The sequence below is a fragment of the Microcoleus sp. B7-D4 genome (assembly GCF_036705125.1).
Taxonomy (GTDB): Bacteria; Cyanobacteriota; Cyanobacteriia; order Cyanobacteriales; family Microcoleaceae; genus Microcoleus.
On record NZ_JAUBTT010000087.1, the window covers coordinates 1 to 24,383 of the forward strand.

The window sequence follows — 24,383 nt, forward strand, 5'->3', positions numbered from 1 at the left end:
TAAGGAGTGAAAATTGTAATCTCACACTTTTTTCATTATAACCGATAATTCATCAATTTATTTATTTTTCATTCCTATAAATGTTTTCACATTTCAAAAATCTCAATAATCTATGTTGAAGCCCTATCAAATTATCGATGCAGATTGCCACGTTTTAGAGCCGATCGATCTGTGGAAAAATTACCTCGAACCAGCCTTTAAAAACCGGGCACCATCGCTCGATCTAAAAGTTGATGGTCAACCGATTTATCAGAAGATAACCCGCCAACACCAAGAGGAAGGGCTGAAAGTGGCAATCCGGGATTTCACCAGCTACGGAATCGATCGCTACGATCCCTGTTCTCAGGTAAAGGCGATCGCGAAAATGGGAGCTGATATCGCATTTTTGTATCCCACAATGGGACTGTGGCTGCTTGCCGTCGATACAATGGATGCACAACTGGCAGGTGCATTTACCCGCGCCTACAACAATTGGCTGCGAGACTTTTGCAGCTATGACCCCCAGATTCTTAGAGGAGTCGGTGCGATTAATCTCCACGCTGCCGAAGAAATGGTGCCAGAACTGCGCCGCATTGCAGAATTTGGATGGAAAGCCGTGTTTTTGCGCCCCAACCCAGTCAAGGGACGGCTGCTTTCTGACCCCGCTTACGAGCCATTTTGGAGCGAATGCGAGCAGTTGGGGATTGCCGTCAGCCTCCACGAAGGCACTCATTCCCAACTCCCAACCACCGGATCGGATCGGTTTAACACCCGATTTGCCATGCACGCCTGTTCGCATCCAATGGAACAGATGATGGCGCTGTTGGCCCTCATCGAAGGAGGAGTGTTGGAACGTCACCCCAAACTCAGGGTGGGCTTTCTGGAGTCTGGTTGCGGGTGGCTGCCCTACTGGTTGTGGCGGCTCGATCGCGAGTATTGCGACTTAGGCTGGGAAGTCAAAGATCATGTTAAAATGAAGCCCTCAGAATATTTTCGCCGTCAGTGCTTCATCTCCTTTGAACCTTCTGAGCCTTATTTAGCTGAGACAATTGACTACATCGGCACGGATAATCTGATCTTCGGTTCTGATTTCCCTCACATCGATCACCACCCAGACGTTATCGGGGAAGTTGTAGCGTTGAGCGATCGCATATCCGAAAAAACCGTAAAAAAAATCCTCTGGGACAACCCCTTTCGCTTTTACGGACTTGAGGGTGAAAATTTGTAGGGCCAAACCCCCCGTAGTTGCCCCAATGCCGAAAACGCCTATTTCCTCCGTTAGTCAAGCGGAGTCGGCACGGGGGTACAACCATACAAAATCCTCATTTTCCTGAGAATGAAACAGATGTCTCTATAGGGATAATGAAGTAAGGAACAAATCAATGACGCTCACAATTTCCGGCTACCAAATTACCCAAGAAATTTACGAAAGTGCCAACTCACTAATCTATCGCGGATGCAGCCCAACAGATAACCAGCCCGTTATCCTCAAAGTGCTCAAACAAGCCTATGCGCCGCCGGAAAAAATAGCCTGGTTCAAGCGGGAATATGAAATCCTCCAAAAATTGAATTTGGCGGGAGTCGTAAATCCCTTAAACCTGGAAAGCTACCAAAATCGCTGGGTAATCGTACTGGAAGATTTTGGCGGCGAATCCCTCCAGCAGTTAAGAAAGAGTCAGCCCTTCACGCTGAGCGAGTTTTTGTCTCTTGCCCTTCAGATTGCAGACATCCTTGCTCAAGTGCATCAGCAGCAAGTTATACACAAAGATATTAACCCTTCTAACATTGTCTTTAATCCCAAAACTGGACAATTAAAAATTATTGATTTTGGTATTTCTACAGTTCTCTCGCGAGAAAATCCCACGCTGCGAAACCCGAATGTTTTAGAAGGAACGCTCGCCTATATCTCGCCTGAACAAACAGGGCGAATGAACCGAGCGCTCGATTATCGTACAGATTTTTATTCGCTCGGAGCAACTTTCTACGAGTTGCTAACAGGGCAATTGCCTTTCCAGATTGACGATGCGATGGAGTTGGTGCATTCGCACATTGCTAAACACCCTACCCCACCTCACCAACTCAACGCAGATATTCCCCAGCCTCTGTCAGAAATTGTCATCAAGCTAATGGCTAAAAATGCCGAAGACCGCTATCAATCGGCCTATGGCGTTAAGGCAGATTTAGAGGAATGTTATAGGCAATGGGAGCGATCGCAGCGCATCGAGCCTTTCCCTCTAGGTCAGCAGGATTTTTCCAGCAAATTCCAAATTTCGCAAAGGTTGTACGGACGAGAGCGAGAAGTGGAAATGCTACTCGCCGCCTTCGATCGAGTCGCAGGCATACAAAAAAATGAAAATCCCCAATCGCAAATCCCCAATCGCAAATCCCCAATTGAAATGATGCTGGTAGCGGGATATTCTGGTATGGGCAAGTCGGCTTTGGTACAGGAAGTTTACAAGCCAATTACGCGGCAAAGCGGGTATTTTATCTCTGGAAAATTCGACCAATATCAGAAAGATATTCCCTATGCCTCGCTGGTACAAGCCTTTCGCTCTTTAGTGGCGCAATTGCTGACCGAAAGCGAATCTCAGATAGTAGCGTGGCGCGAAAAAATGTTAGCAGCTATTGGTGAGAACGGTCAGTTAATCGTTGCGGTTATTCCCGAATTGGAATTGATTATTGGCACTCAACCAGCAGTCCCCGAACTGGATCCAGCAGAAGCCCAAAATCGCTTTAATTTAGTGTTTCAAAACTTCATTCGGGTGTTGGCTCGACCAGAACATCCAATGGTGATGTTTCTGGACGATTTGCAATGGAGTGATGGCGCTTCTTTAAAATTAATTCAGTGGCTGATGACAGGCTCAGAAAGTCAATATTTGTTTGTTATTGGCGCGTATCGAGATAACGAAGTGAGCGATGCTCATCCCCTAATGCTGACACTGGATGAGATTCGTCAAGCTGAGGGAATTGTTAGTCAAATAACCTTAAAACCATTGGAGTTATCTGATGTCAGTCAGTTGATTGCCGACTCTTTCAACTATGACTTAGCAACGGCTATGCCTTTGGCAGAATTGGTGCAGACCAAAACCAATGGCAATCCCTTCTTCATTAATGAGTTTTTGAAATCTCTGTACAGCGAAGGACTGCTGAAGTTTGATTTTCAGCTTGGGGGCTGGCAGTGGGACTTGCAGCAGATTCAAGCGCAGAACATCACCGATAATGTCGTAGAGTTGATGGCGGGCAAGGTGCAGAAGTTACCGCTTTCAACGCAGCAAGCTTTGAAGCTAGCTGCCTGTATTGGCAACCAGTTCGATCTCCAAACGTTGGCAATTGTCTCTGAAAAATCGCCGCGAGAAATAGCGATTGATTTGTGGGAAGCGATCGCAGAAGGTCTGATATTACCCATCAGCGATGCCTACAAGTTGATAGAACTTGACGTGCAGGGGTTAGCAGAAGAGATAGAAGTTGAGTATAAATTTGCCCACGATCGCATTCAGCAAGCCACCTATTCCCTCATTCCCGAAGCAGACAAAAAAGTTGTGCATTGGCAAGTGGGGCAACTGCTGCTACGGAATACACCGCCCCAGAAGCGAGAGCAAAAAATATTTGATATCGTCAACCAACTAAATCAAGGGGGCGATCGCATTTCCTGTCAAGCCGAGCAAGACGAGCTAGCTCAGCTTAACCTGACAGCCGGCAAAAAAGCCAAGGCATCAGCAGCCTATCAACCCGCCTTCAATTACTTGCAAGTTGGCTTGAGCTTATTAGAAGAAAATAGCTGGGAATGCCAGTATGAATTGATTCTAGCGCTGCACGTAGAAGCCGCAGAAGCAGCTTATCTCAGCGACAACTTCCAGCAGATGGAGCGATTAGCTTCTGTAGTGAAAAATCGCGCCAAAACTGTACTCGACAAAGTAAGAATCTACAGAGTAACCGTACTGGGTTATGCAAACCAGCATCAACTACCAGAAGCAATGCGTAGCGGACTCGAAATTTTAGCTCAGTTGGGGATCGCGCTACCGGAAAACCCAAGTTTAGCAGACATCGGACAAGCTATAGAAGAAACAAAAGCGGCTTGGCTAGGCAAGCAAATTGAGGATCTCATTGACCTGCCAGAGATGACCGCTCCTGAAAAGCGGGCAGCAATGGATATCCTGTTTGATGTCATACATCCAGCCTATGACGGGAACTCCGGACTCTTCACACTGTGTGCCCTGCAAATGGTCAATTTATCGGTCAAATATGGCAATACGCCTCTATCCGCTCAAGGTTATGGATCTTACGGAATAGTTCTGTGTGGTGTCGTCTTCGATATAGAGTCTGGCTATCAATTTGCGAAACTTGCATTGAAGTTGGTAGAGAAATTCAATAGCAAAAAAATCAAATCGGCGGTGATATTCTTAGTTTATTATTTTTCGGTAATTTGGAAAGAACACTTCAGAGAAATACTTAAACCTTTTTTAGAAGGATACCAAAGTGGCTTAGAAACTGGAGACTTGCTATTTGCTGCCTTTAATGCTTACGGCTATTCTTGTCATTTATACTGGATGGGCAAGGAACTGGTCGAAGTCGAACGGGAAATGGGCAAATACAGTCAGGCAATATCCAATATCAATCAGAATCTAATTCTGACTTATCTCAACAGATATTGGCAAGTCGTCTTAAATTTGAGTGGAAAATCAGAAAACACCTGTCGATTAATTGGCGAAAGTTATGACGAAGTAAAGATGTTGCCAAGGATGCAGGAAAACCAAGACAGATACGGAATTGGTGACTTGCATTTACACAAACTTATCCTCTGTTATTTATTTGGAAACTACGGCGAAGCCCTAGAAAATGCGGCCATTGCAGAAAATTATTTAGATGCTATGTTAGCTACGTCATCTGTCGCTATTTTCCATTTCTATCATTCTCTAGCACTGCTGGCAGTATTTGCTGATAATCCAGAGTCCGAAAAAGAGGCTTTTCTGGAAAAGGTTGCTGCCAACCAGGAAAAAATGAAAATGTGGGCGAGTTACGCTCCTATGAATTACCTGCACAAATATTACCTCGTCGAAGGGGAACGCGCCAGAGTTCTGGGCAACTATAAAGATGCCAGAGAATATTATGACTCTGCTATCTCCTGCGCCCGCGAAAATGAATATCTCAACGAAGAAGCTCTCGCCTACGAACTCGCGGGACGATTTTACCTCTGGCGCAACCAAAGCCACGTTGCTGCTCACTATCTCCAAGATGCTCGCTACGCTTACCAGACTTGGGGTGCCCTTGCCAAAGTCAAAGACTTAGAAGCGCGATATCCTCAGTTTCTCACCTCAACAACTAGCTCTACGAAAGTCACCCAAACAACCATTTCCACTACAGGCAGCAGTTCCGGCGAAGGGCTAGATTTAGCCACAGTCGTGAAAGCTGCTCAAGCTATTGCCGGGGAAATTGTCTTAGATAAATTGCTCGCCAAATTGACGAACCTCGTCCTCGAAAATGCCGGGGCACAAAAAGGCTTCCTCATTCTCTCCGACAACGGAATTTTAAAAATTCAAGCACAAGGAGAAATTGAGCGCGAAGCCCAAGTGCTGCAATCTCTTCCAGTTTCTAGCAGCGAAAATCTCCCCTTGGCGATAATCAATTACGTCGCTCGCACTCAAGAAAATGTGGTTTTAAGCGAAGCCACGCGCGAAGGGATTTTTACCACAGATCCTTACATTATAGCCCACCAACCCAAATCAATCTTGTGTAGCGCCATCGTTAATCAAGGCAAACTCACCGCCATTCTTTACTTAGAAAATAACATCGCGATCGGTGCTTTTACACCAGAACGCCTGGAAGTTGTGAAAATCATTTCTTCTCAAGCAGCTATCTCCCTTGAAAATGCCATTCTGTATCGCACTTTAGAACAAAAAGTCGATGAACGCACTGCCCAATTAGCATCAGCCAACCAAGAAATTACGGTGCTTAACGAGCGTCTGAAAGCTGACAATATCCGAATGAGTGCTGAGCTAGACGTAACGCGCCGACTGCAACAAATGATTTTGCCGAAAGAGAGCGAACTCAGTAATATTCCCGGACTTGATATTGCTGGTTTTATGGAACCCGCCGACGAAGTAGGTGGCGATTACTACGATGTACTACAATACGGCGATCGCATCAAAATTGGCATCGGCGACGTAACGGGACACGGATTAGAAAGCGGCGTTTTAATGATTATGGCGCAAACTGCCGTGCGAACGCTAATGGTGAACAATGAAACTGACCCCGTGCGATTTTTAAATGCCATCAATCGCACTCTTTATGACAATGTAAACCGCATGAATTGCGAGAAAAATCTCAGCCTTTGTTTGCTAGACTATGAGGAGGGGACTCTGCGCTTGAGCGGACAGCACGAAGAGGTGATTGTGGTGCGGTGTAGCGGCGAAGTGGAACGAATCGATACGATAGATTTAGGTTTCCCGATCGCTTTAGACTCAGAGATTGCCGATTTCATTCTATCAACTGAAGTCCACTTAAATCCGGGAGATGTGGTGGTGCTTTACACGGACGGAATTACAGAAGCGAGAAATGAACAAGGCTTGTTATACGGTATGGAACCACTGATAGAATCCATCGGCCGAAATCGCGATCGCACTGCTGAAGAAATCCGCCAAGCTGCGATTGATGACTTGCGCCATTACATCGGCGAACAAAAAGTGTTTGATGATATTACCTTAGTGATACTTAAGCAGAAGTAGCCTCGGCGGGGAGACTGGGCTGTTTCATTCTCCGCTCATTCATCAAGTCATGGAGGCAGCTATTCCTTACCGTACAGATTGGGTGATTGAAAATGCGAGCCAAGAAGGCCTAAAAATAGCGAAGCTGTCATCAACCGCAAAGTAGCACTTCAAACCTTTACCTGATAAGGCATTGCGATTAATGTTGCACTTTTTTACACATATCTCGGCTCAATACCCTATTCACATGACACAAGTGAATTAATTCCCTTTTGCCAAATAAGTGCTACAAGGTCAGAAAATTAAGGGATTTTTTATGAAGGTCAACTATAGCAATCCTAAATGATTCGTGTAATTCTTGTAGGGGCTCTCCCCACGCCCGGTTGCCCCGCCTTGACTGGGGTAGGCACGGGGAGTAGGGGTAGCACTACCCCTACATATTTTTACAAATGATTTAGGATTGCTATATCAAGAAAGAAGTGATGCAACAGTCAAGGAGTTGAAAATAATTTTGTCACAACAACGAACTGTAATTAATCGACAAAAAATCCACGCACTTTATTGCTTAAAAGCTGGCTATAGTCTAAGTCTGACAGATGTAGCTGAACGTTTAGGGGTACATAGAGTTACTGTACATATAGCCTTTCTCAGAAAGATGAGGTACTCATGGGCATAGGCCTCCGTGGCCTCCGTGGGCATAGGGCATACCTCACCACGCTTGAGAACCGCTATAGATGGTTGAAAAAATATAGTATTGGCGGTCTATCAGGATTGTTAGGAATACGGCAATCAACGGGTAGACCGCGAGTAATTCTTGCAGGGCGTAATAGCTGGATTGTCAAAAAAGTTAAGTGATGAGTCCTGTGAATTCAAGAGTTATAAGCAAATTGCGAAATGGGTGGAAAACAACTATAAAATATCACTCAATTATCACACATTATACAAACACTTACACTATCGAATGAAAGCTAAACTAAAAGTACCAAGACGCAAAGAGTATAAAAAAAATGAGCAAGCAGCTATCGCTTTCAAAAATACACTCAATAAATTGCTGAAAATGCCTTTATGGTTGGAGTCTAAGACTCCTAATCCAGCAAAAAATGGGGTCAAGGATTGGTCTCAAGATGAAACTAGAATTGGCTTAAAAACGATTGAGAGAAAAACAATTACAGCTTTGGGAGTTAAGCCAAAAGGTAAAGTTCAATGGAATTTTAAAGCCTTCTATTTATATGGGCCAGTTGCCCCGAAAACTGGAGAAAGTTTTTGGTTAGAGTTCTCACATTTTTCTGGGTCTCTGCTTTCAAATATTTTTAGCTAAATTAGCAGAACCATATCCGGATAATTTAAATCTTATCCAATTAGATAATGGGAGATTTCATCATGGTAGTAAGCTAAAAATACCCGCTCATGTTATCTTGATATTCCAACCACCCGGAGGCCCTGAATTGAATCCAATCGAAAGAGTATAGCAGCACATTAAACAAGAACTGAGTTGGGACATTTATGATGATTGATATGGTATTAAAGAAAAAGTTTGCGCTTATCTTAAAGAATTTTATACAGAGACAATAGCATCTATAACTGGATGGGATTACATTTTGTCAGCCCTAGCTACTGTTGCATGATTTTTGAAAATTGGTATCAGTTAAAAGCTAGTTTGTTAGCAGATTACCTCAGCCAAGAGCTTAAACATGCCTCTCTTAAGCTGAAATTTATTTAGTTGACTCCTCAATTCAAACACACATTGATTCTCTTTTTATCTAGCGATCGCCTGAGTCAGACTGTTGGCGATCGCCAGATCCTTAATGCGCTATATATAGCGTCATTGCGTAAGTCCTGTTGGTGCAAATAAACTGGTCACGAGGAGGGCGGGTTTTGTCAGAATAACAGGCTGCTAGCATAGCTCCCGGTTAAACCCGCCAGACCCATCTAATGTTTATTTGTAACCACCTACTTAACTAGGAAAGTTACTGTTAAAATTTATGCCACTAGCTGCATCCCTAATCATAGGATTTTGGTGATAAAAAAGCAACCAAATTTATTGCCCACCGATTTTAATTAGCTATATTACTCAAGGGAATTTCTTCTTGTTGATGAAATAATTTAATCGATTGCAGACTATCTGAAGCAGCATCCCAAAGAATGAATTGGAAGCAGTCAGGAATATCGCGAATTCTCAGTGATTTTGAATTAGCCAGCAGGTGAATATTAGTATTGTGACAAGCCTGAAGATTATAGTTAGGTATTCGCTCAGAAAGATGATGAATATTGTGGTAAGCAATATCAGCAGAAAACCAATTGAGAATAGTCGGTAATTTTAGGTAACTACTGCCTTCAATTGCGCCCAGAAGATAGTCCCAATTTTCTGCTTTATGAGCGTAGGAACCGTCAAAATTATGCTGAACAAAGAAAATACAGATAAATATCGCTGCAGAACAGGTCATGACAATTGAGTAAACACTCCAGAAAAAGCCAAACCCCAGTAAGTTGCTCAGATAAATCCAGCTACCAAGAACACAAATATTGTTGAACAGTAAATCCCAAAACTCAGCCGTCGTATACCAATGTTTGGATTTATAAGAAGCAATAATTGCAGATAAACCCATGCCAAAATCTTGCTTGAGACAAGCAAAAATATGTCGGATAAAACCCGTAATTCCCAATATCAGCGCGAGTCTTGGCTTAATAATTAGATAGAAAAAACCACCGGGAAACAGCATCAATGGGTGTCTGAGTAACTGATACATCTTTTGACTAAATGGACTTAGCGCCGCAAATTTTTCGGTGGATATCAACGCCGAAGGGCCTCGGTACATATCCCAATTACCATTATGTTTGTGGTGATAAGCGTGCCCCCTCGACCAGGGGTACTGAGGAATCGCATTGATGATACCTAGCAGAAAACCCATAAGGCGATTGACTTTTTTGGAACTAAAAAGAGAATAGTGTCCGCAATCGTGCATCAAAGAGAAACAACGTCCTGAAAAAAGTGTCATTAACACCATTATCGGCGGCAGCAAGAATACAGAAATAGCAGCAGCTTTAAATGCTAAAAACCATAAGAATATATAAGGAATAACTGTATTGAGTATTTGGCAAGTAGCTTTCACATTGTTGCTATTCATATAAGGAGCCAGCACAAAATCCGACTTTTTGATCGCGCTTTTCATTCAGTATATCTATGGTGTGTGGATAAGTGCTTAGCTTAGCATCACAGTTGCGGGACAGTGGCGGATTTACCCCGGACTTTCCCCGTTTCTTCCAAAGGTTTTTTTGTGGGAACCGATTTTTGCACATTTATGAGGTTATCACAACTCTGGTTTGTTTACAAAAAAAACTGTGAAGCCTGTTAGCAGCCGAACAAATTGCTGCACCGGAAGGCATTAATATGATTGATTGGTTGCACGATCGACCTTTGGTGATGTAGTATGCCGCTATTTTTGCTTGCATCGTCTGTGCCACACTTTACCGTACCGGGATCTACCCTCAACTCGATCGCACGCTCAAAAGTTGGGATACTGGCGAAAACTTTTTATTGGCGGGCTATAGGGGCGATCGACAAACCGCCCGCCCCGGAAACCAAAGCTGGCACAACATCCAGAAGCGCAGAGGATTTTGGATCAACTCCTTGAGAATATAATTTGAAGGACGATCGCAATTGCCTGCGTTTTTTGTGCTCGGAGATAGCTCGGATTTGCTACAATCTAATCGCACACGCGACTAGAAATGGGTTATGACCGAACTATTAGATGAGACGCTTTCTATTGAAATGGCGACTCGCATCAAAAGCAACCGTAAAAACTGCTTTGACAACGCTTGTAAAGCAGCATTAGCCACCGAGGGCGCGATTTATGTTCAAGGCTTTTTAGCTGTGCCCGGAGTGCCATATAAACCCATCGAGTATAGCTGGATTGAACTCGACGAGCGAATTGTTGACCCAACCTTTCCCCATCTCGGTTTCATCGCTCAAGACATTCATTACTTCCCAGTCCAGCGCTTCAGCGTCAAGAAACTCAAAGCAATCCTCGAAGAATCAAAAGAAGATTATCCTGAAGACGACCCGCTGCCGATTTATGGCAATCAACCTTATGAATATTACGGGGATTTGATGTTAGGCGGTAGCGATTACCAAAATGCTTACGATTTGGCTGCCGCTAAATGCAGGGAATTAAACCAACCCAAAAAACAGGATGCGAACTAATTCAAGACTTACCAAAAAATGGTTTGGCGCGCTACTTACAGCGGTAAGGTGTAAACTATGCACCCTACAGATACAGATTACTGTAGCAACTGTTCTGTCGATTAATATACTTCATCATGACTTCCCAAATCTACAAAGACGGCTTTTCCGTCTTCTGTAAAGTAGAAAAGTACCCTTTCGTCGTAATCTACGCTAAAGCTCCAAAACTCCTTGAGCCTACCGGACAATTTATGAGTTTTTAAGCTTGGTTCAAACGGATCTCTGATAAACTGCTCCAGCTTTTGCCAAAACCTAGCCTCCAAATCAGCATCGCCTTTGATTCGCTTTTTGAAAGCACGCTTGAATGAAGAACTGAAACTGACTTCCACGATTATTCCTCTATCATTACTCTGAGTTCATTGATGTTAGCGAAAAATTTCAGTTCACCTTTTTGTTGTTCAATCTGCGCTGACTTAAAGTTTTGATACATCTCTTCGCGACGTTCTTCCCGGAGATATTGCTTCAACAACAGTTGAAGCTCTTGTTTTTCGTCAGTAGAAAGATTCTTGATCGTCTCGACCACATCACTGAAAGTCATAACTTACAAAACCCTATTGTGCTGATTTGATTATAGCAAAAAATATCCTTTTGGTTGACTTTCGTTTCTCGTTTCCAGGCTCTTCCTCGTCTTAAAAAAAGCAAAAAATCTCACTATTTACCATGTTCAACCTTCCAAGATTCAGGAAACCTCGAATAATGAAAAGCAGCCAATAACGGATCTGAGTTCTGATTCCCAATCAAATCCGCCAACAATTTAGCCGTCACCGGAGCCAACAAAATGCCATTGCGGTAATGCCCCGTAGCCCATGTCAAATTCTCCCAAGCACTAGCACCCAAAATCGGCAACTCATCGGTCGTAGCAGGCCGAAATCCCCACCAAAACTCCAGAATCGGATAATTTTGTAATTCGGGATATAACTTAATCGCTCCTGCTAGCAAAGTGTGCATTCCTGCAGGCGTATTGCCCGGTGTAAAATCCACATTTTCGCTAGTTGCACCAATAATAATTCTGCCATCTTGACGCGGCACAATATAAATGCCCGTCCCGAATAGAACTGTTTGCAGGGGCTGGATAACTCCACAATCTTCTGGTACACATACTGACAGCATTTGTCCCTTTCTTGGAAAAACAGGAACATTCAATAACTGCTCAGACCAAGCACCGGCAGCCAAAACATAACGGTCTGCTTGCAATTTTCCTGCTGTTGTTTCAATGCCAACAACTCGGTTTCCCTGCCGAATAATTTCCCCTGCATTGCCTTGAATAATCTCAATCTGCAATTCTTTAGTTGCGGCCTGAAGCGTCCGAAATAAAGCGCGGTTGTCAACTTGAGCGTCGTCAGGATACCACCAACCGCCCATTACTTCTTGACCTAATCCAAACTGGTGCTGGCGAACAGTATCTCTGTCCAACCATTGATAATTAAGGTTTGACAAAAGTGGCTTTTCTTGAGGCTCATTTTGACAAACTGGTGCGAGAATTCCCGATCGCCAATATCCCGTTTTCAATCCGGTAATATCTTCTAGCTGTTCCACCCAGGCGGGATACAGTGCGCGGCTTTGCAAGCACAAATCCAACATCGGACTAGGGGGAATTCGTTCGGCTTGCGGGGCAAGCATTCCAGCGGCAGCCCGGGCCGTCGGTGGTTTAGAATCGGCGGTGAGAACCGCGACAGATGCCCCTCGCAATTTCAGTTCTACTGCTAGCGAAAGACCAATTATTCCGCCGCCAATAATCAGAATATCTTTAGATGAATTCATTAACTTTTATATGGACTGTCTGAGCTTTTTGACCGAAAGCATCTAGGATACAAGCCCCCGGATTTATCCGTGGAGAAATAAATAAAAAACGTGTATCCCATAAACAAGCCCCCGAATTTATCCGTGGGGTCAATGCTTCAATCTAAAATCTAAAATCTAAAATCTAAAATCGATTGACCTCTCGGGTTTCTTTATGGTAAGGTGCCCCGCGTGCACCTTACAGTTAGAATTTTTGCACAAGTCTTACAGATTATCTGGCAAGGCGATCGTCCTATCTGCCTTCCTTAACAAAAAATCTATGCTTGTGGTTTCCAGACAGTTTCAGAGCCTTGGCCCCAGAAACCGTCATATTTTGTCACCTTAATATCGCCTAAAACCTTGGTTTGGCAGGACAAACGGCGATTGGAGGCGGGAGAATGGGGAGGAACCGAAAGTCGGGCTTTTTCGCGCCACTGGGGCTCGGAAACTTCGCCCTCGACGGTGACGGCGCAGGTGCCGCAAGTGCCGAGGCCGTGGCAGTTGATGACTTTGGCGTTGCCGTTGTAGACATCAATGCCGTTTTTGAGCAAAACTTCACGGAGATTCGCTCCGCGATCGCACTCAAATGTTTTTCCTTGCGCTTGTACCTTGACCACAGCAATTTACCCCAGTTAGATTTATGTTAATTTTCCTATATATTATCGCATTAAATTCAAATAAATTCATCTAATATGGTAAGTGATATATTAGCAATTTCTCGATCGCAATTTCCCATGACAAATCGGCTCTGGATCTACGATACCACGCTGCGAGACGGTGCTCAGTGCGAGGGACTCTCCTTATCTCTCGAAGACAAACTGCGAATTGCTCGACAGTTAGACAGTTTAGGAATTCCCTTTATTGAAGGCGGCTGGCCGGGGGCGAATCCTAAAGACGTACAATTTTTTTGGCGTCTCAAAGAACAGCCCCTAACTCAAGCAGAAGTTGTAGCTTTTTGTTCGACTAGGCGGCCGGGAACTACGGCAGCTAATGATGAAATGTTGCAGGCTATTTTGTCCGCCGGTACTCGTTGGGTGACGCTGTTTGGCAAGTCGTGGGATTTGCACGTTATTGAAAGTTTGAAGACCTCGCTCGAAGAAAATCTGGCGATGATTCGAGATACAATTGAATATTTGCGGAGTCAGGGAAGGCGCGTTATTTACGATGCCGAACACTGGTTTGACGGCTACAAACACAATCGAGATTATGCTATTAAAACTTTAGAAGTAGCTGCCGATGCCGGTGCAGAATGGCTGGTTCTTTGCGATACTAACGGCGGTACTTTGCCTCACGAAGTCAGTCAGGTTGTTCGCGAGGTGGCAGAAATAATAGAAAGTTGGGATAATTCGGAAGCGGAAATTCACCCCCCCCAACCCCCCCTTATTAAGGGGGGGAGAAATTCTCAAATTCAACCCCTTATTAAGGGGGGGAGAAATTCTCAAATTCAACCCCTTATTAAGGGGGGGATAAAGTCTCAAGTTCAACTGGGAATTCACACTCACAACGACTCAGGAGTGGCGGTTGCTAATGCTTTGGCTGCTGTGCGGGAAGGAGTGAGGATGGTACAGGGAACTATTAACGGTTATGGCGAACGCTGCGGCAATGCCGATTTATGTTCCTTGATTCCTAATTTTCAGCTAAAGTTGGGTCAGAATTGCATTGAAGACGAGCAATTAGTTAGATTAACTCAAGTAAGTCGATCGATTAGTGAAATTGTCAATCTTGCTCCCGATGACCGTGCTCCTTTTGTCGGTCTTTCTGCTTTTGCTCACAAAGGCGGAATCCACGTATCGGCTGTTGAGAAAAATCCGTTAACTTACGAACATTTAGAACCGGAAAAAATTGGCAATAGGCGGCGAATTGTGATTTCCGATCAAGCGGGTTTAAGCAATGTTTTGGCGAAGGCCCGCACTTTTGGAATGGATCTCGATCGCAAAAATCCTGCTTGCCGCCAAATTTTGGAAAAATTGAAAGATTTGGAAAGTCAGGGATATCAATTTGAGGGGGCTGAGGCTTCTTTTGAATTGTTAATGCGGGAGGCTTTGGGAAAGCGCAAGCGTTTATTTGAAATCAAAGGTTTTCAAGTTCACTGCGATAAAGGTAGGGAGGAAACAGTTAATTCTTTAGCAACCGTGAAAGTGACTGTTAACGGTCAAGATATTCTGGAATGCGCGGAAGGAAATGGGCCTGTTTCGGCACTTGATGCGGCTTTGCGGAAGGCTTTGCGGAATTTTTATCCGGCAATTACTGATTTTAACTTAACCGATTATAAGGTGCGGATTCTCGACTCCGGTGCGGGAACTTCTGCTAAAACTCGCGTGTTGGTTGAGTTTAGCAACGGTCAAGACCGCTGGACGACTGTGGGGGTTTCTGGGAATATTTTGGATGCTTCTTATCAAGCGGTGGTTGAGGGTTTGGAGTATGGTTTGGTGTTGGGAGATAGGGAGGCGATCGTTTTAACTGTGTCGAGTTATTAGGTTGACGGCGAAGAGAAGTTGCCTGAATATCGATGTTTAAGGATCGCGAATTAAATAACTTACAATTTTAATTGTTATTGTGGGATGGGCGTCCCGCCCGTCCAAAAAGGATGGGCGGGACGCCCGTCCCACAAACTTGTGGAAGTTATTTAATTCTCATTCCTAAATAGATACCAGGCGATTTCCAGAGAGGGTTAGCCAATTTAAAAAGGGTGAAACCTGAAATTTTGCATCTTAATAAGGATTTTATGGGTTGTGAGTTATCCTAGTTGTTTAACCCAATTCATAATTGTCGTATGATGTACACCTTTGACTCTTTCAATCTCCCTAAAACCCATGCCATTAACATACATTTTTAGGCATTCGTCTTTCACTTCTTGAGCATAACCTCTGTGCTGTTCATAGCAGTCTATAAATTGTCTACCACAGGTAACACACAGGTAGTTCTGCTTACCTTTTTTACGCCCATTTTTATTGATATGAGTTGACTTACATTTAGGACATTTCATAGAATATAACTTGGGTTAAATTGTTTTTTGTGAATTGCTCTCATAATCAATTATATCTTAATTCAGCAACGCCCATTATTTAATAATGTGGTGCGTGATGACAGAATCATTTTTGCTATTCATGCTAAGTCTGTATGAGGAGTTTCATCCCTCATACAGACTTAGCAGTCTCTTTCAATTGCTCATTCTAACTAAGACTACTTTTTCACCTCATTATTATTACCTTCCCCAACGATCGATCGCATTCCTTCGAGCGTAGCGGGAATGCTGCGCGGGTCCATAAACATGACCTTGCTGCTGTCGCTGGTGCCAATTTTTAGACCCATATCCAGATAGTTTTGAGCTAGCAAAAATTGTAAAGCTTCGCGAGCATTGGGGTCATTTTGCAGAGTTTTGCCGATAATTTGCAAGGCCTCCGAAGTAGCTTGAGCTTTCAAAACCTGACTTTGGCGTTCTGCTTGAGCTTTCAGGACGATCGCCTTTTGTTGAGCTTCCGCTTCCAAAATAGTCGCTTTTTGGCGCGCTTCTGCATCCAGAACTTGCGCTTCTGCTTTACCTTTGGCGCTGTTAACTGCTGACTCGCGTTCGCCCTCGGATGTCAGAATTGCCGCTCGCTTCCGTCGATCGGCTGCCATCTGCAATTCCATCGATTCCTGTACAGTTTTAGAAGGGATAATATCCCGCAATTCTACCCGCGTTACTTTCACTCCCCAAGGATCAGTAACAATATCTAAATCTCTGAGCAATATTTCATTAATTTGAGAACGAGCAGTAAAGGTTTGTTCTAGATCCAGTTGACCCATTTCGGCGCGAATTTGAGTCAGCACCATATTTACCATTGCTGACTGGAGATTTTCTACTTTGTAACAAGCTTTTTCCAAGTCTACAATGCGCCAGTAAACCACAGCATCAACGGTGAAGGAAACGTTGTCGCGGGTAATACAAGCTTGCGGAGGAATATCTAAGACTTTTTCCCGAATGGTTTGCTCGTACACGACGCGATCGAGAAACGGCGTGACAAAATTTAAACCGGGTTCCAGTTTCTTGCCGCTGTATTTACCTAAAGTTTCCACCAGCGCTTCATTTCCCTGATTGATAATCTTGACGGAACCTGCGAGGGCTGAGCCGCCGAGTGCTAAAAATACAAGTAAAAAAATTTGTTCCACAACTGACTCCTAATAATTGTTGATTGTTAACTGTTGGTTATTGGTTATTGGTTATTGGTTATTGCCAATGCCCAATGCCCAATGCCCAATGCCCAATGCCCAACTACCAATTTCCAATTCCCAATTCCACATTTTGTTTAAGAATGCAAGAGATTTTCTGGCAAAACTATCAGAGTAGTGCCTTTACGCCCGACGACAATTACGTTTTGGTTGGGGGGGATAGTGGCCTTCGTGTCTTCGCAGCGAGCTTGCCAAGAATTCCCCTCATAAATGACTCGGCCGGCTTCTCCGGGGGGAATTTCTGTTAAAGTTTTTGCTTCCTGAGAATCTGCGATCGCCCTTGCCGTGCCTTTTGGTATCAACCGCCGAGACAGCAGCACAAAAACTGTCGAAAATACCATCCAGAGGAATATTTGTAAATTAACGTAAGGTAGAACTAGAGAGCATCCAGCTACGGCGAAGGCGCTCAGTCCCATCATAAAAGCGACAAAAGCAGTGGGGAGAAAGATCTCTGCCAAACAGAGCAAAGACCCAGCTATCAGCCAAAGGAGCGTAGGAGTCAAGATCATAAAAAGAATAGGTGATACTATTTAGATCTTAGATTGGAAATTTAAGATTTAAGAATTGCCAACAACTGACTATGCAAGGGTTTGCGACTTGCAGCCCCTCAGAGCGATTTTTCGCGCCGTGGTACCAGGTTGAGGCTTCCATCGTACTCCAAGTCAGAGTTTAGTAACTTAGATTACAATTTTAGCCGGTGCAGACTGGCAGAAACTACAATTTCTAGGGGCCCAAAGGCAGTTAAGAAATTGATAGGGCCTAAAATCAGTTTATTCTCAAGCTCATGAATTTGGGCTGGCGAATCAAATATCTTCAGAATGTTTTTACACAAACTATTTCGATATGATCAGCAGTTTCTCCGAACCCATTTATTGCCCGAATCTTAGCTGTCCAGATCCCCGCAATACCTTTGGCCGCCAGCACTGTGCAGCGTGCGAAACGGATTTAATTTATCGCTATGTGTGGGCGGTGGGGCAAGCAGCCGAGGAAGTGCCGGCGGGTAAGGTAATAGCCGATCGATACTTTGTCATTGCACCCCAAATCTGGCTCGACAGCCGTCCAGCTTTGCCTCCCAGCGTCCCGGAACAACTGCCGGATACGATTATGCCTTACCTGCATTTGTATCCCCAACGGCTGCATACGCCGGAAGTATACGGTTTTTGTGCCTTGGGGGAAGCACCGGAAGCGGCAGAGGTGCTGTTGTTGGAAAATGTGCCAATTAATAATTTCGGCAGCCTGTATCCTTCTATTTTACAAGCTTGGTCTGGGACAACCGGCGCGCGCCAAGTATACTGGCTGTGGCAAATGCTCCAACTGTGGACGCCGCTGTCGGAACAGGGAGTCGCTTCGAGTTTGCTGGTACCGGAAAATTTGCGGGTGGAAGGTTGGCGGGTACGCCTGCTGGAACTGCACCGGGGAAATTTTGTACCGACTCTGCGGGATTTGGGAGATGTGTGGTCAGGTTTGGTGGAATCCGCGCAACCCGAGGTGCAGTCGAAACTCGGAGAAATTTGTCAGTTTATGCGCCGCAGCAGCATGAATTTCGACGCGATCGCCCTGGAACTAAACGATTTACTATTAGAACAAGCCGCTAAATTGCCTCTGCACTTAGAAGTAGTCGGCATGACAGATACCGGGCCGCAGCGCTCCCAAAATGAAGACAGTTGCTATCCGATTGCTGCTGATTTTCAATTTAGCAAAACTTCAGGGGGCGAGAAACTAATTCCTTATTTGACAATGGTTTGTGACGGGGTTGGAGGCCACGAAGGAGGAGAAGTTGCCAGTCAATTAGCCGTCCAGTCCATGAAAGCTTTAATCCAAAATTTGCTCGCCGAAATCACTCAACAAGAAGAGTTGATGACGCCAACAATGGTAATTAAGCAACTCGAAGAAATAGTCAGAGTTGTGAATAATGTGATTTCCGCTCAAAATAATGAGCAGGGAAAAGAGTTGCGGCAGCGGATGGGGACGACTTTGGTGATGGCCCTCCAGTTGCCTCAAAAAGTGAAAATTTCCGAGGATTTGCCCTCGAATAACAGTCATGAACTTTATTTAGTCAATGTTGGAGACAGCCGCGCTTATTGGATTGGCAAAAATTACTGTCACCGGCTGACTGTGGACGACGACGTAGCCTCAAGGGAAGTCCAGCTAGGACATTGTTTATACTGGGAGACTCAAGTGCGATCGGATGCAGGAGCCCTGACTCAAGCTTTGGGAACGCGGGATGCCGATTTCCTGCGCCCGACGATTCAGCGATTTATTGTCGAAGAGGAAGGCGTACTGCTGCTGTGTTCCGACGGTTTGAGCGACAACGACTGGGTAGAGAAATCTTGGGAGAATTATGCCCCAGAGGTGCTTGAGGGCAAAATGTCTTTGGAAGCAGCAGTTCAGTCTTGGATTCGTCTCGCCAACGAGAAAAACGGTTATGACAACACCTCCGTGGTGGCGACTCACTGTCGGATGTCGCCGGAGAGATTGGTACTGTTTGATCCGGCGGTGGCCTCAGCGCCAGTGTCACCCTCGGTGTCGCTGCCGCCTTCCCTCGTCGCTGCGTCCCTCCAGAAGTCCGGGAGGATTCCAGAATCTCAGCTTTCAGAATCGTCCAAACAGTTGTTGTACCCCGAAACTTCCCCCGCCCCGGAACCCTTTCAAAAACAGCGCTCCAAGCTGCCGCTGCCCCTACTGGGGGTGTTGGGGCTGATATTAGCCGGCGGCGGTTTAGGTTTGTGGGTGCAAAGCCTCCAAAGCCCCCAGCCAGAGCCCGCACAAGTTCCCCCACCGCCGGAAACTCCCGCCCCAAGTCCTTCGGAGACTCCCTCGCCCGATAGCGAGAGTCCCTCGCCGTCGCCCGAATCGACTCCTGCGGAAATTCCGCCGCCCGATAGCGAGAGTCCCTCGCCGGCGCCCGAATCGACTCCTGCGGAAATTCCGCCGCCCGAAGAAGCGGAAACTCCTTTGCCATCAGCGGAGTAAGGGAGAGTCTCTCGCCGTCGCCCGAATCGACTTTTGAGCTGACAAAACAATGCTTCGAGCGTCGCAGCTCTCTACTATCCCAATTCGGGAAAACTTTCCCAGTGTAAATGGAATGATTTCTGGTAGAGGTCATTGATTTACAGCATATTCCATTTAGATGTAGATCGCGAGAAACCGGGTTTTTTGAACAGAATGAGTAAGGATGCGAGAACTGTAAAGAAACCTGGTTTCTGGGGTGTACTTCATAAACCTGGAATACGCTGTATATAAATCACACTTCACAGGGGAGCATCTCAATGAAAGCAGCCAAGCTAGAAATTGGAGTTTTGAGGAAAGAGGCAGAAGGAAGGAGCCAGAAGAAGTGTTTTTACAAATATGAGATGCTCCATCACAGTTAATGATTTTGTATCATAGTCCGCTTGCAGAAACAAGATGGCTAAAAAGTCAGCCATCGCTACAAAAAGCAGTTAAAAATGCTTAAAAATCTCCATGCAGCTAACAACTAGCGATTAGGAACTAACAACATAAGCTTTTTTATATTGACCACGAATTTCAAAGGTGGTACCCGCCACGTGATTTATCCGTGCAATCAATCCAAAATCGAAAATCGAAAATCCTCAAGCCCCCGCATTTATCCGTGGGGTCGCCTCGAAAATCTCAAATCGAAAATCGAAAATCGATTGACGGCGCACAATTTATTAACTATAATTACCAGGCCAAAACTAACAAAAATCTTACGCCTAACAGTTTTTCTCAAATAACCGTTAAACTATTCTAACGTTTGCGCGTACCCAACCTCGCAGGCACAACCTATATCTGTTAAGGATTCGTCCTGATTCACAGGAGCAAGATTTTAAAATATGCATCTCAGCGAACTGACTCACCCAAACCAATTACACGGCCTCTCGATTCATCAACTCGAACAAATTGCCCGACAAATTCGAGAAAAGCATTTAGAAACTGTAGCCGCTAGCGGCGGCCACCTCGGCCCAGGATTGGGTGTAGTCGAACTGACCTTAGCACTCTACCAAACACTCGACCTCGATCGCGACAAAGTTACCTGGGATGTCGGCCACCAAGCTTATCCTCACAAATTAATCACCGGCCGCTACAACCAATTCCACACCCTACGCCAAAAAGACGGCGTTGCAGGCTATCTCAAGCGCTGCGAGAGCAAATTTGACCACTTCGGCGCAGGCCACGCTTCCACAAGCATTTCCGCAGCGTTAGGAATGGCGATGGCGCGCGACCTCAAAGGGGAAAACTTTAAAACTGTAGCAGTCATCGGCGACGGCGCATTGACGGGCGGCATGGCACTCGAAGCCATCAACCACGCGGGCCATATGCCGAAAACCAATTTGTTAGTTGTGCTCAACGACAACGAGATGTCAATCTCGCCCAACGTCGGCGCAATTACCCGCTATTTGAACAAGATGCGATTGTCGGCACCGGTGCAGTTTCTCAAAGATAACTTAGAGGAACAATTCAAACACATTCCCTTTGTGGGCGAAACTTTTACTCCAGAAATGGAACGCCTCAAGGAAGGGATGAAACGCTTGGCCGTCTCGAAAGTTGGAGCCGTAATTGAAGAATTAGGCTTTACTTACATGGGCCCGGTAGACGGACACAATTTGGAAGAGTTAATTGCCACTTTCAAACAAGCTCATACTATCCAAGGGCCGGTGTTGGTTCATGTGGTGACGGTGAAAGGCAAAGGATATGCGATCGCCGAAAAAGACCAAGTAGGATATCACGCCCAAAATCCCTTTAACTTAGCCACGGGCAAAGGCATTCCCTCCACTAAACCAAAGCCTCCAGCTTACTCGAAAGTCTTTGCCCACGCCCTCGTCAAGCTAGCAGAAGATAATCCAAAAATTGTCGGCATTACCGCTGCTATGGCAACCGGAACAGGCCTGGATAAACTTCATGAAAAACTGCCTAAACAGTACATTGATGTCGGGATTGCCGAACAGCACGCCGTGACTTTATCCGCTGGTTTAGCCTGCGAAGGAATGCGCCCGGTTGTGGCAATTTACTCGACATTTGTGCAGCGAGGCTATGACCAAATAATTCACGATGTTTGCATCCAAAATTTGCCAGTTTTCTTCTGTTTGGATCGCGCAGGCATTGTCGGTGCTGACGGCCCCACTCACCAAGGGATGTACGACATTGCCTTCTTGCGGTGCCTGCCAAATATGGTAGTTATGGCACCAAAAGATGAGGCAGAATTGCAGCGGATGGTAGTCACGGGAATCAACCACACAAGCGGCCCGATCACCATGCGTTACCCGCGCGGCAATGGTTACGGTGTGCCTTTGATGGAGGAAGGTTGGGAAGAATTGCCGATCGGCAAAGCCGAAATTCTCCGCAACGGCGACGATTTGCTGATCTTGGGTTACGGTTCAATGGTTTATCCGGCAATGCAAACCGCCGAGATTCTGAGCGAACACGGCATTGAAGCAACCGTCATCAATGCGCGTTTTGTCAAGCCTTTGGACACAGAATTAATCTTGCCTTTAGCACAGCGAATCGGCAAAGTTGTCACAATGGAAGAAGGCTGTTTGATGGGCGGATTCGGTTCAGCAGTAGCCGAATCTTTGCTCGACAATAATGTCCTCGTGCCACTGATGCGGTTGGGTGTAACCGATACATTAGTAGATCATGCAACGCCTGAACAATCATTTGCCAGTTTGGGATTAACTCCGTCGCAAATGTGCGATCGCATCTTAGCAACATTCAGCCGCAAACAGTCTCCTGTTAGCGTGTAAATAGCTAGAATCGTAGGGTGGGTACTGCCCCACCACGGGTGTCAACAAACACCCTATTTCCCTCAGTACGGCAGGGGTTTAAACCCCTGCCTCAAAGCTAAAGTCTTCTTGGATAGGACTGAAGAACTCATTAGTCCTACTATATAGTTAAGGTCATTAGTTGATAGCCATAGAGCGAATAGGAGGATTTTGTGGGAGAAGCTAACCGCCGAAAAAGATTCGATTCAAATTACGGTAACAGCCTTAATATTGGATGTTTTATCGCTGCTTCTACTTCCAGCGATGCTCATGCTGTCTACCTTGGATTTGGACGCAAAAGAAGCGTAGAACGCAGACTTATATCAGCTCACGCAAGCATCATTGACGCCTGGAAAATCTTTGTTTATTGCCAAGATATTTTATCTAAGCTTAAATATTTTCATCTGCAAAGCAACGATCAAATTACTAGCAATTTCATTAGCAGTTTGATTGGGACTTACGGTGATTATTCTGATGACGATGCTGTTTATGAAGTGTCGGGCGATAAAAAAGCGCTTATGGATTGGCTGTCGCAAGGCAAAACGATCTTGGATGATGATTTGCCTTCCAATATTAACGTTTTGGTTGTAAAGCCCCCTGTTTCCAAAAAGTACAAAGTTTTTTGGTACGAATCACAAGAAGCTCCCAAAAATACTTACGGTAATCCCGAAGAAAATTGTGTTTTTACAGTCGGTAAAAATTCTGATGAACCCATTTCGGGGGGTGCTCACAAGAAAGTAATTTTATTCAGCAGTTATGTAACCGCTGCCTATGTAGCTGACTATGTGAATCGGTTGAACAGAGATAGTTTAACTGAGGAAGAAGTCAAGCGACTGTTGTTTGAAGCCAATCGGCTTCAAGGAAAAATTTAGCCAACTATGAATCAATGCTTTCAGTCATTTCTTATAGTTTTTGACGATCGACAACATAGTATCATCTCACACAAAGGAAAACCAACAATGAAATAGAAGTTTATGGTACAATCAGATTGCAGAAATATGGGAATATAAGGGAGAAAAAACAATGACTAACGTGAAACCAAATCGTACCGTGCGGCGGGGAAGACTGTTCCCAGAAATTCAGTGGTCAGAAGAAAAAAAAGCCCAGTGGCGAGCTGAAAGATCGGCATTTCGCAAGCGTTGCAAAGTAATTTTCGATCGCCTTAAACCAGAATTAATTGACAGTCACTACAACTGGTACATGGCGGTTGAACCTGATAGCGGGGAATATTTTATCGACAAGGATGATATGGCGGCTACCAAAATGTGCCGCCAGAAACACCCAAATGCTATCCCCTACCTTTTCCGCATCAACAATACAGGGGCGTGCGGCTCAATATGATTGAAGGAAGATTTGGTGATGAGGGCGAGCTATTTTTTGAAGTTGAATTGATTGCTAATAACGGCTTAGAATTACCTGTTGATGCTCTGCTAGATACAGGTTTTTCGGGCTGGTTAGCAATGGACGAACAAGATTTCGAGGGACTTGATTGGATTTATATTAGGCGACAAGAAATGCGGACAGCAAAGGGAGAATTTGATTTCGATCTTTATGCAGGAAAAGTACGCATAGATGAGCAAGAGTTTGACATTCCCGTTCATGTGGGTGACGGAGTACCTGAAATTTTAATCGGCCGCCAGTGGCTGAAAACTCGGCGGTTAGTAGTTGATATGTCTGCGGGTGTTTTGACATTGGAAGCGAGTTAAAAGCAAA

General features: G+C 45.0%; 18 protein-coding genes and 1 pseudogene. 11 read left to right on the plus strand and 8 right to left on the minus strand.

Going from position 1 to position 24,383, the window contains the following annotated elements:
• The first annotated feature begins 112 nt into the window (after positions 1-112).
• The 3 genes from QUB12_RS28260 to QUB12_RS28270 all read left to right on the plus strand — a co-directional run bounded on the left by QUB12_RS28260 (position 113) and on the right by QUB12_RS28270 (position 7,998).
• Entirely contained in the window at positions 113-1,207 is a 1,095-nt protein-coding gene (locus QUB12_RS28260; protein ID WP_333309396.1) for an amidohydrolase family protein, read from the plus strand.
• Between the two features lie 154 nt (positions 1,208-1,361).
• On the plus strand, positions 1,362-6,701 hold the full coding sequence (locus tag QUB12_RS28265) for an AAA family ATPase (RefSeq protein WP_333309398.1): 5,340 nt from the start codon (positions 1,362-1,364) through the stop codon (positions 6,699-6,701).
• A gap of 940 nt (positions 6,702-7,641) precedes the next feature.
• Positions 7,642-7,998, plus strand: a complete 357-nt coding sequence (locus QUB12_RS28270; protein ID WP_333144328.1) for a hypothetical protein — start codon at positions 7,642-7,644, stop codon at positions 7,996-7,998.
• Positions 7,999-8,734: 736 nt separating this feature from the next.
• Here QUB12_RS28270 and QUB12_RS28275 read toward each other — a convergent pair.
• Positions 8,735-9,850 carry a fatty acid desaturase gene (locus QUB12_RS28275; RefSeq protein ID WP_333144329.1) on the minus strand — a complete coding sequence of 372 codons (1,116 nt, stop codon included), beginning with the start codon at positions 9,848-9,850 and terminating at the stop codon, positions 8,735-8,737.
• A gap of 258 nt (positions 9,851-10,108) precedes the next feature.
• Here QUB12_RS28275 and QUB12_RS28280 point away from each other — a divergent pair, with 258 nt between their 5' ends.
• Together QUB12_RS28280 and QUB12_RS28285 are read left to right on the plus strand one after the other, a co-directional pair.
• Positions 10,109-10,312 carry a hypothetical protein gene (locus QUB12_RS28280; RefSeq protein ID WP_333144330.1) on the plus strand — a complete coding sequence of 68 codons (204 nt, stop codon included), beginning with the start codon at positions 10,109-10,111 and terminating at the stop codon, positions 10,310-10,312.
• 101 nt (positions 10,313-10,413) lie between these two features.
• Positions 10,414-10,881 carry a hypothetical protein gene (locus tag QUB12_RS28285; RefSeq protein WP_333162310.1) on the plus strand — a complete coding sequence of 156 codons (468 nt, stop codon included), beginning with the start codon at positions 10,414-10,416 and terminating at the stop codon, positions 10,879-10,881.
• 101 nt (positions 10,882-10,982) lie between these two features.
• Here QUB12_RS28285 and QUB12_RS28290 read toward each other — a convergent pair whose 3' ends face one another.
• From QUB12_RS28290 to QUB12_RS28305, 4 genes are all read right to left on the minus strand, one after another.
• Positions 10,983-11,249, minus strand: coding sequence for a type II toxin-antitoxin system YafQ family toxin (locus tag QUB12_RS28290; protein WP_190734190.1), 267 nt, complete (start codon positions 11,247-11,249; stop codon positions 10,983-10,985).
• Between the two features lie 2 nt (positions 11,250-11,251).
• Positions 11,252-11,458, minus strand: coding sequence for a hypothetical protein (locus tag QUB12_RS28295; RefSeq protein ID WP_015177124.1), 207 nt, complete (start codon positions 11,456-11,458; stop codon positions 11,252-11,254).
• Positions 11,459-11,571: 113 nt separating this feature from the next.
• Positions 11,572-12,681 carry a glycine oxidase ThiO gene (gene thiO, locus QUB12_RS28300; RefSeq protein ID WP_333309401.1) on the minus strand — a complete coding sequence of 370 codons (1,110 nt, stop codon included), beginning with the start codon at positions 12,679-12,681 and terminating at the stop codon, positions 11,572-11,574.
• 296 nt (positions 12,682-12,977) lie between these two features.
• Positions 12,978-13,316 carry a 2Fe-2S iron-sulfur cluster-binding protein gene (locus QUB12_RS28305; RefSeq protein ID WP_333309403.1) on the minus strand — a complete coding sequence of 113 codons (339 nt, stop codon included), beginning with the start codon at positions 13,314-13,316 and terminating at the stop codon, positions 12,978-12,980.
• Between the two features lie 75 nt (positions 13,317-13,391).
• Between QUB12_RS28305 and cimA the strand changes: the two genes are divergently transcribed.
• Positions 13,392-15,176, plus strand: a complete 1,785-nt coding sequence (gene cimA / locus QUB12_RS28310; protein ID WP_445252071.1) for a citramalate synthase — start codon at positions 13,392-13,394, stop codon at positions 15,174-15,176.
• Between the two features lie 263 nt (positions 15,177-15,439).
• On the opposite strand, the pseudogene QUB12_RS28315 reads toward cimA, so the two are convergent.
• From QUB12_RS28315 to QUB12_RS28325, 3 genes and pseudogenes are all read right to left on the minus strand, one after another.
• Positions 15,440-15,685 (minus strand): annotated as a pseudogene (locus QUB12_RS28315) (IS1/IS1595 family N-terminal zinc-binding domain-containing protein); the annotation flags it as partial.
• Positions 15,686-15,882: 197 nt separating this feature from the next.
• A complete protein-coding gene (locus tag QUB12_RS28320; RefSeq protein WP_333144334.1) occupies positions 15,883-16,851 on the minus strand; it encodes an SPFH domain-containing protein in 969 nt (322 codons plus the stop codon).
• 137 nt (positions 16,852-16,988) lie between these two features.
• Complete coding sequence (locus QUB12_RS28325) at positions 16,989-17,420, minus strand: NfeD family protein (protein WP_333144335.1); 432 nt, start codon at positions 17,418-17,420, stop codon at positions 16,989-16,991.
• 334 nt (positions 17,421-17,754) lie between these two features.
• Here QUB12_RS28325 and QUB12_RS28330 point away from each other — a divergent pair, with 334 nt between their 5' ends.
• The 5 genes from QUB12_RS28330 (at position 17,755) to QUB12_RS28350 (ending at position 24,376) form a co-directional block, all read left to right on the plus strand.
• Positions 17,755-19,884: a protein phosphatase 2C domain-containing protein gene (locus QUB12_RS28330; protein WP_333144336.1), complete on the plus strand. Its 2,130-nt coding sequence runs from the start codon at positions 17,755-17,757 to the stop codon at positions 19,882-19,884.
• Between the two features lie 860 nt (positions 19,885-20,744).
• Positions 20,745-22,652 carry a 1-deoxy-D-xylulose-5-phosphate synthase gene (gene dxs, locus QUB12_RS28335; protein WP_333144337.1) on the plus strand — a complete coding sequence of 636 codons (1,908 nt, stop codon included), beginning with the start codon at positions 20,745-20,747 and terminating at the stop codon, positions 22,650-22,652.
• A gap of 191 nt (positions 22,653-22,843) precedes the next feature.
• Positions 22,844-23,542, plus strand: coding sequence for a hypothetical protein (locus QUB12_RS28340; RefSeq protein WP_333144338.1), 699 nt, complete (start codon positions 22,844-22,846; stop codon positions 23,540-23,542).
• 151 nt (positions 23,543-23,693) lie between these two features.
• The gene (locus QUB12_RS28345) at positions 23,694-24,011 is read left to right on the plus strand and encodes a hypothetical protein (protein ID WP_333144339.1); all 318 of its coding nucleotides are present in this window, start codon (positions 23,694-23,696) and stop codon (positions 24,009-24,011) included.
• Positions 24,008-24,376: an aspartyl protease gene (locus tag QUB12_RS28350; RefSeq protein ID WP_333144340.1), complete on the plus strand. Its 369-nt coding sequence runs from the start codon at positions 24,008-24,010 to the stop codon at positions 24,374-24,376. Before QUB12_RS28345 ends, QUB12_RS28350 begins: the two co-directional genes overlap by 4 nt.
• Positions 24,377-24,383 lie beyond the last annotated feature (7 nt).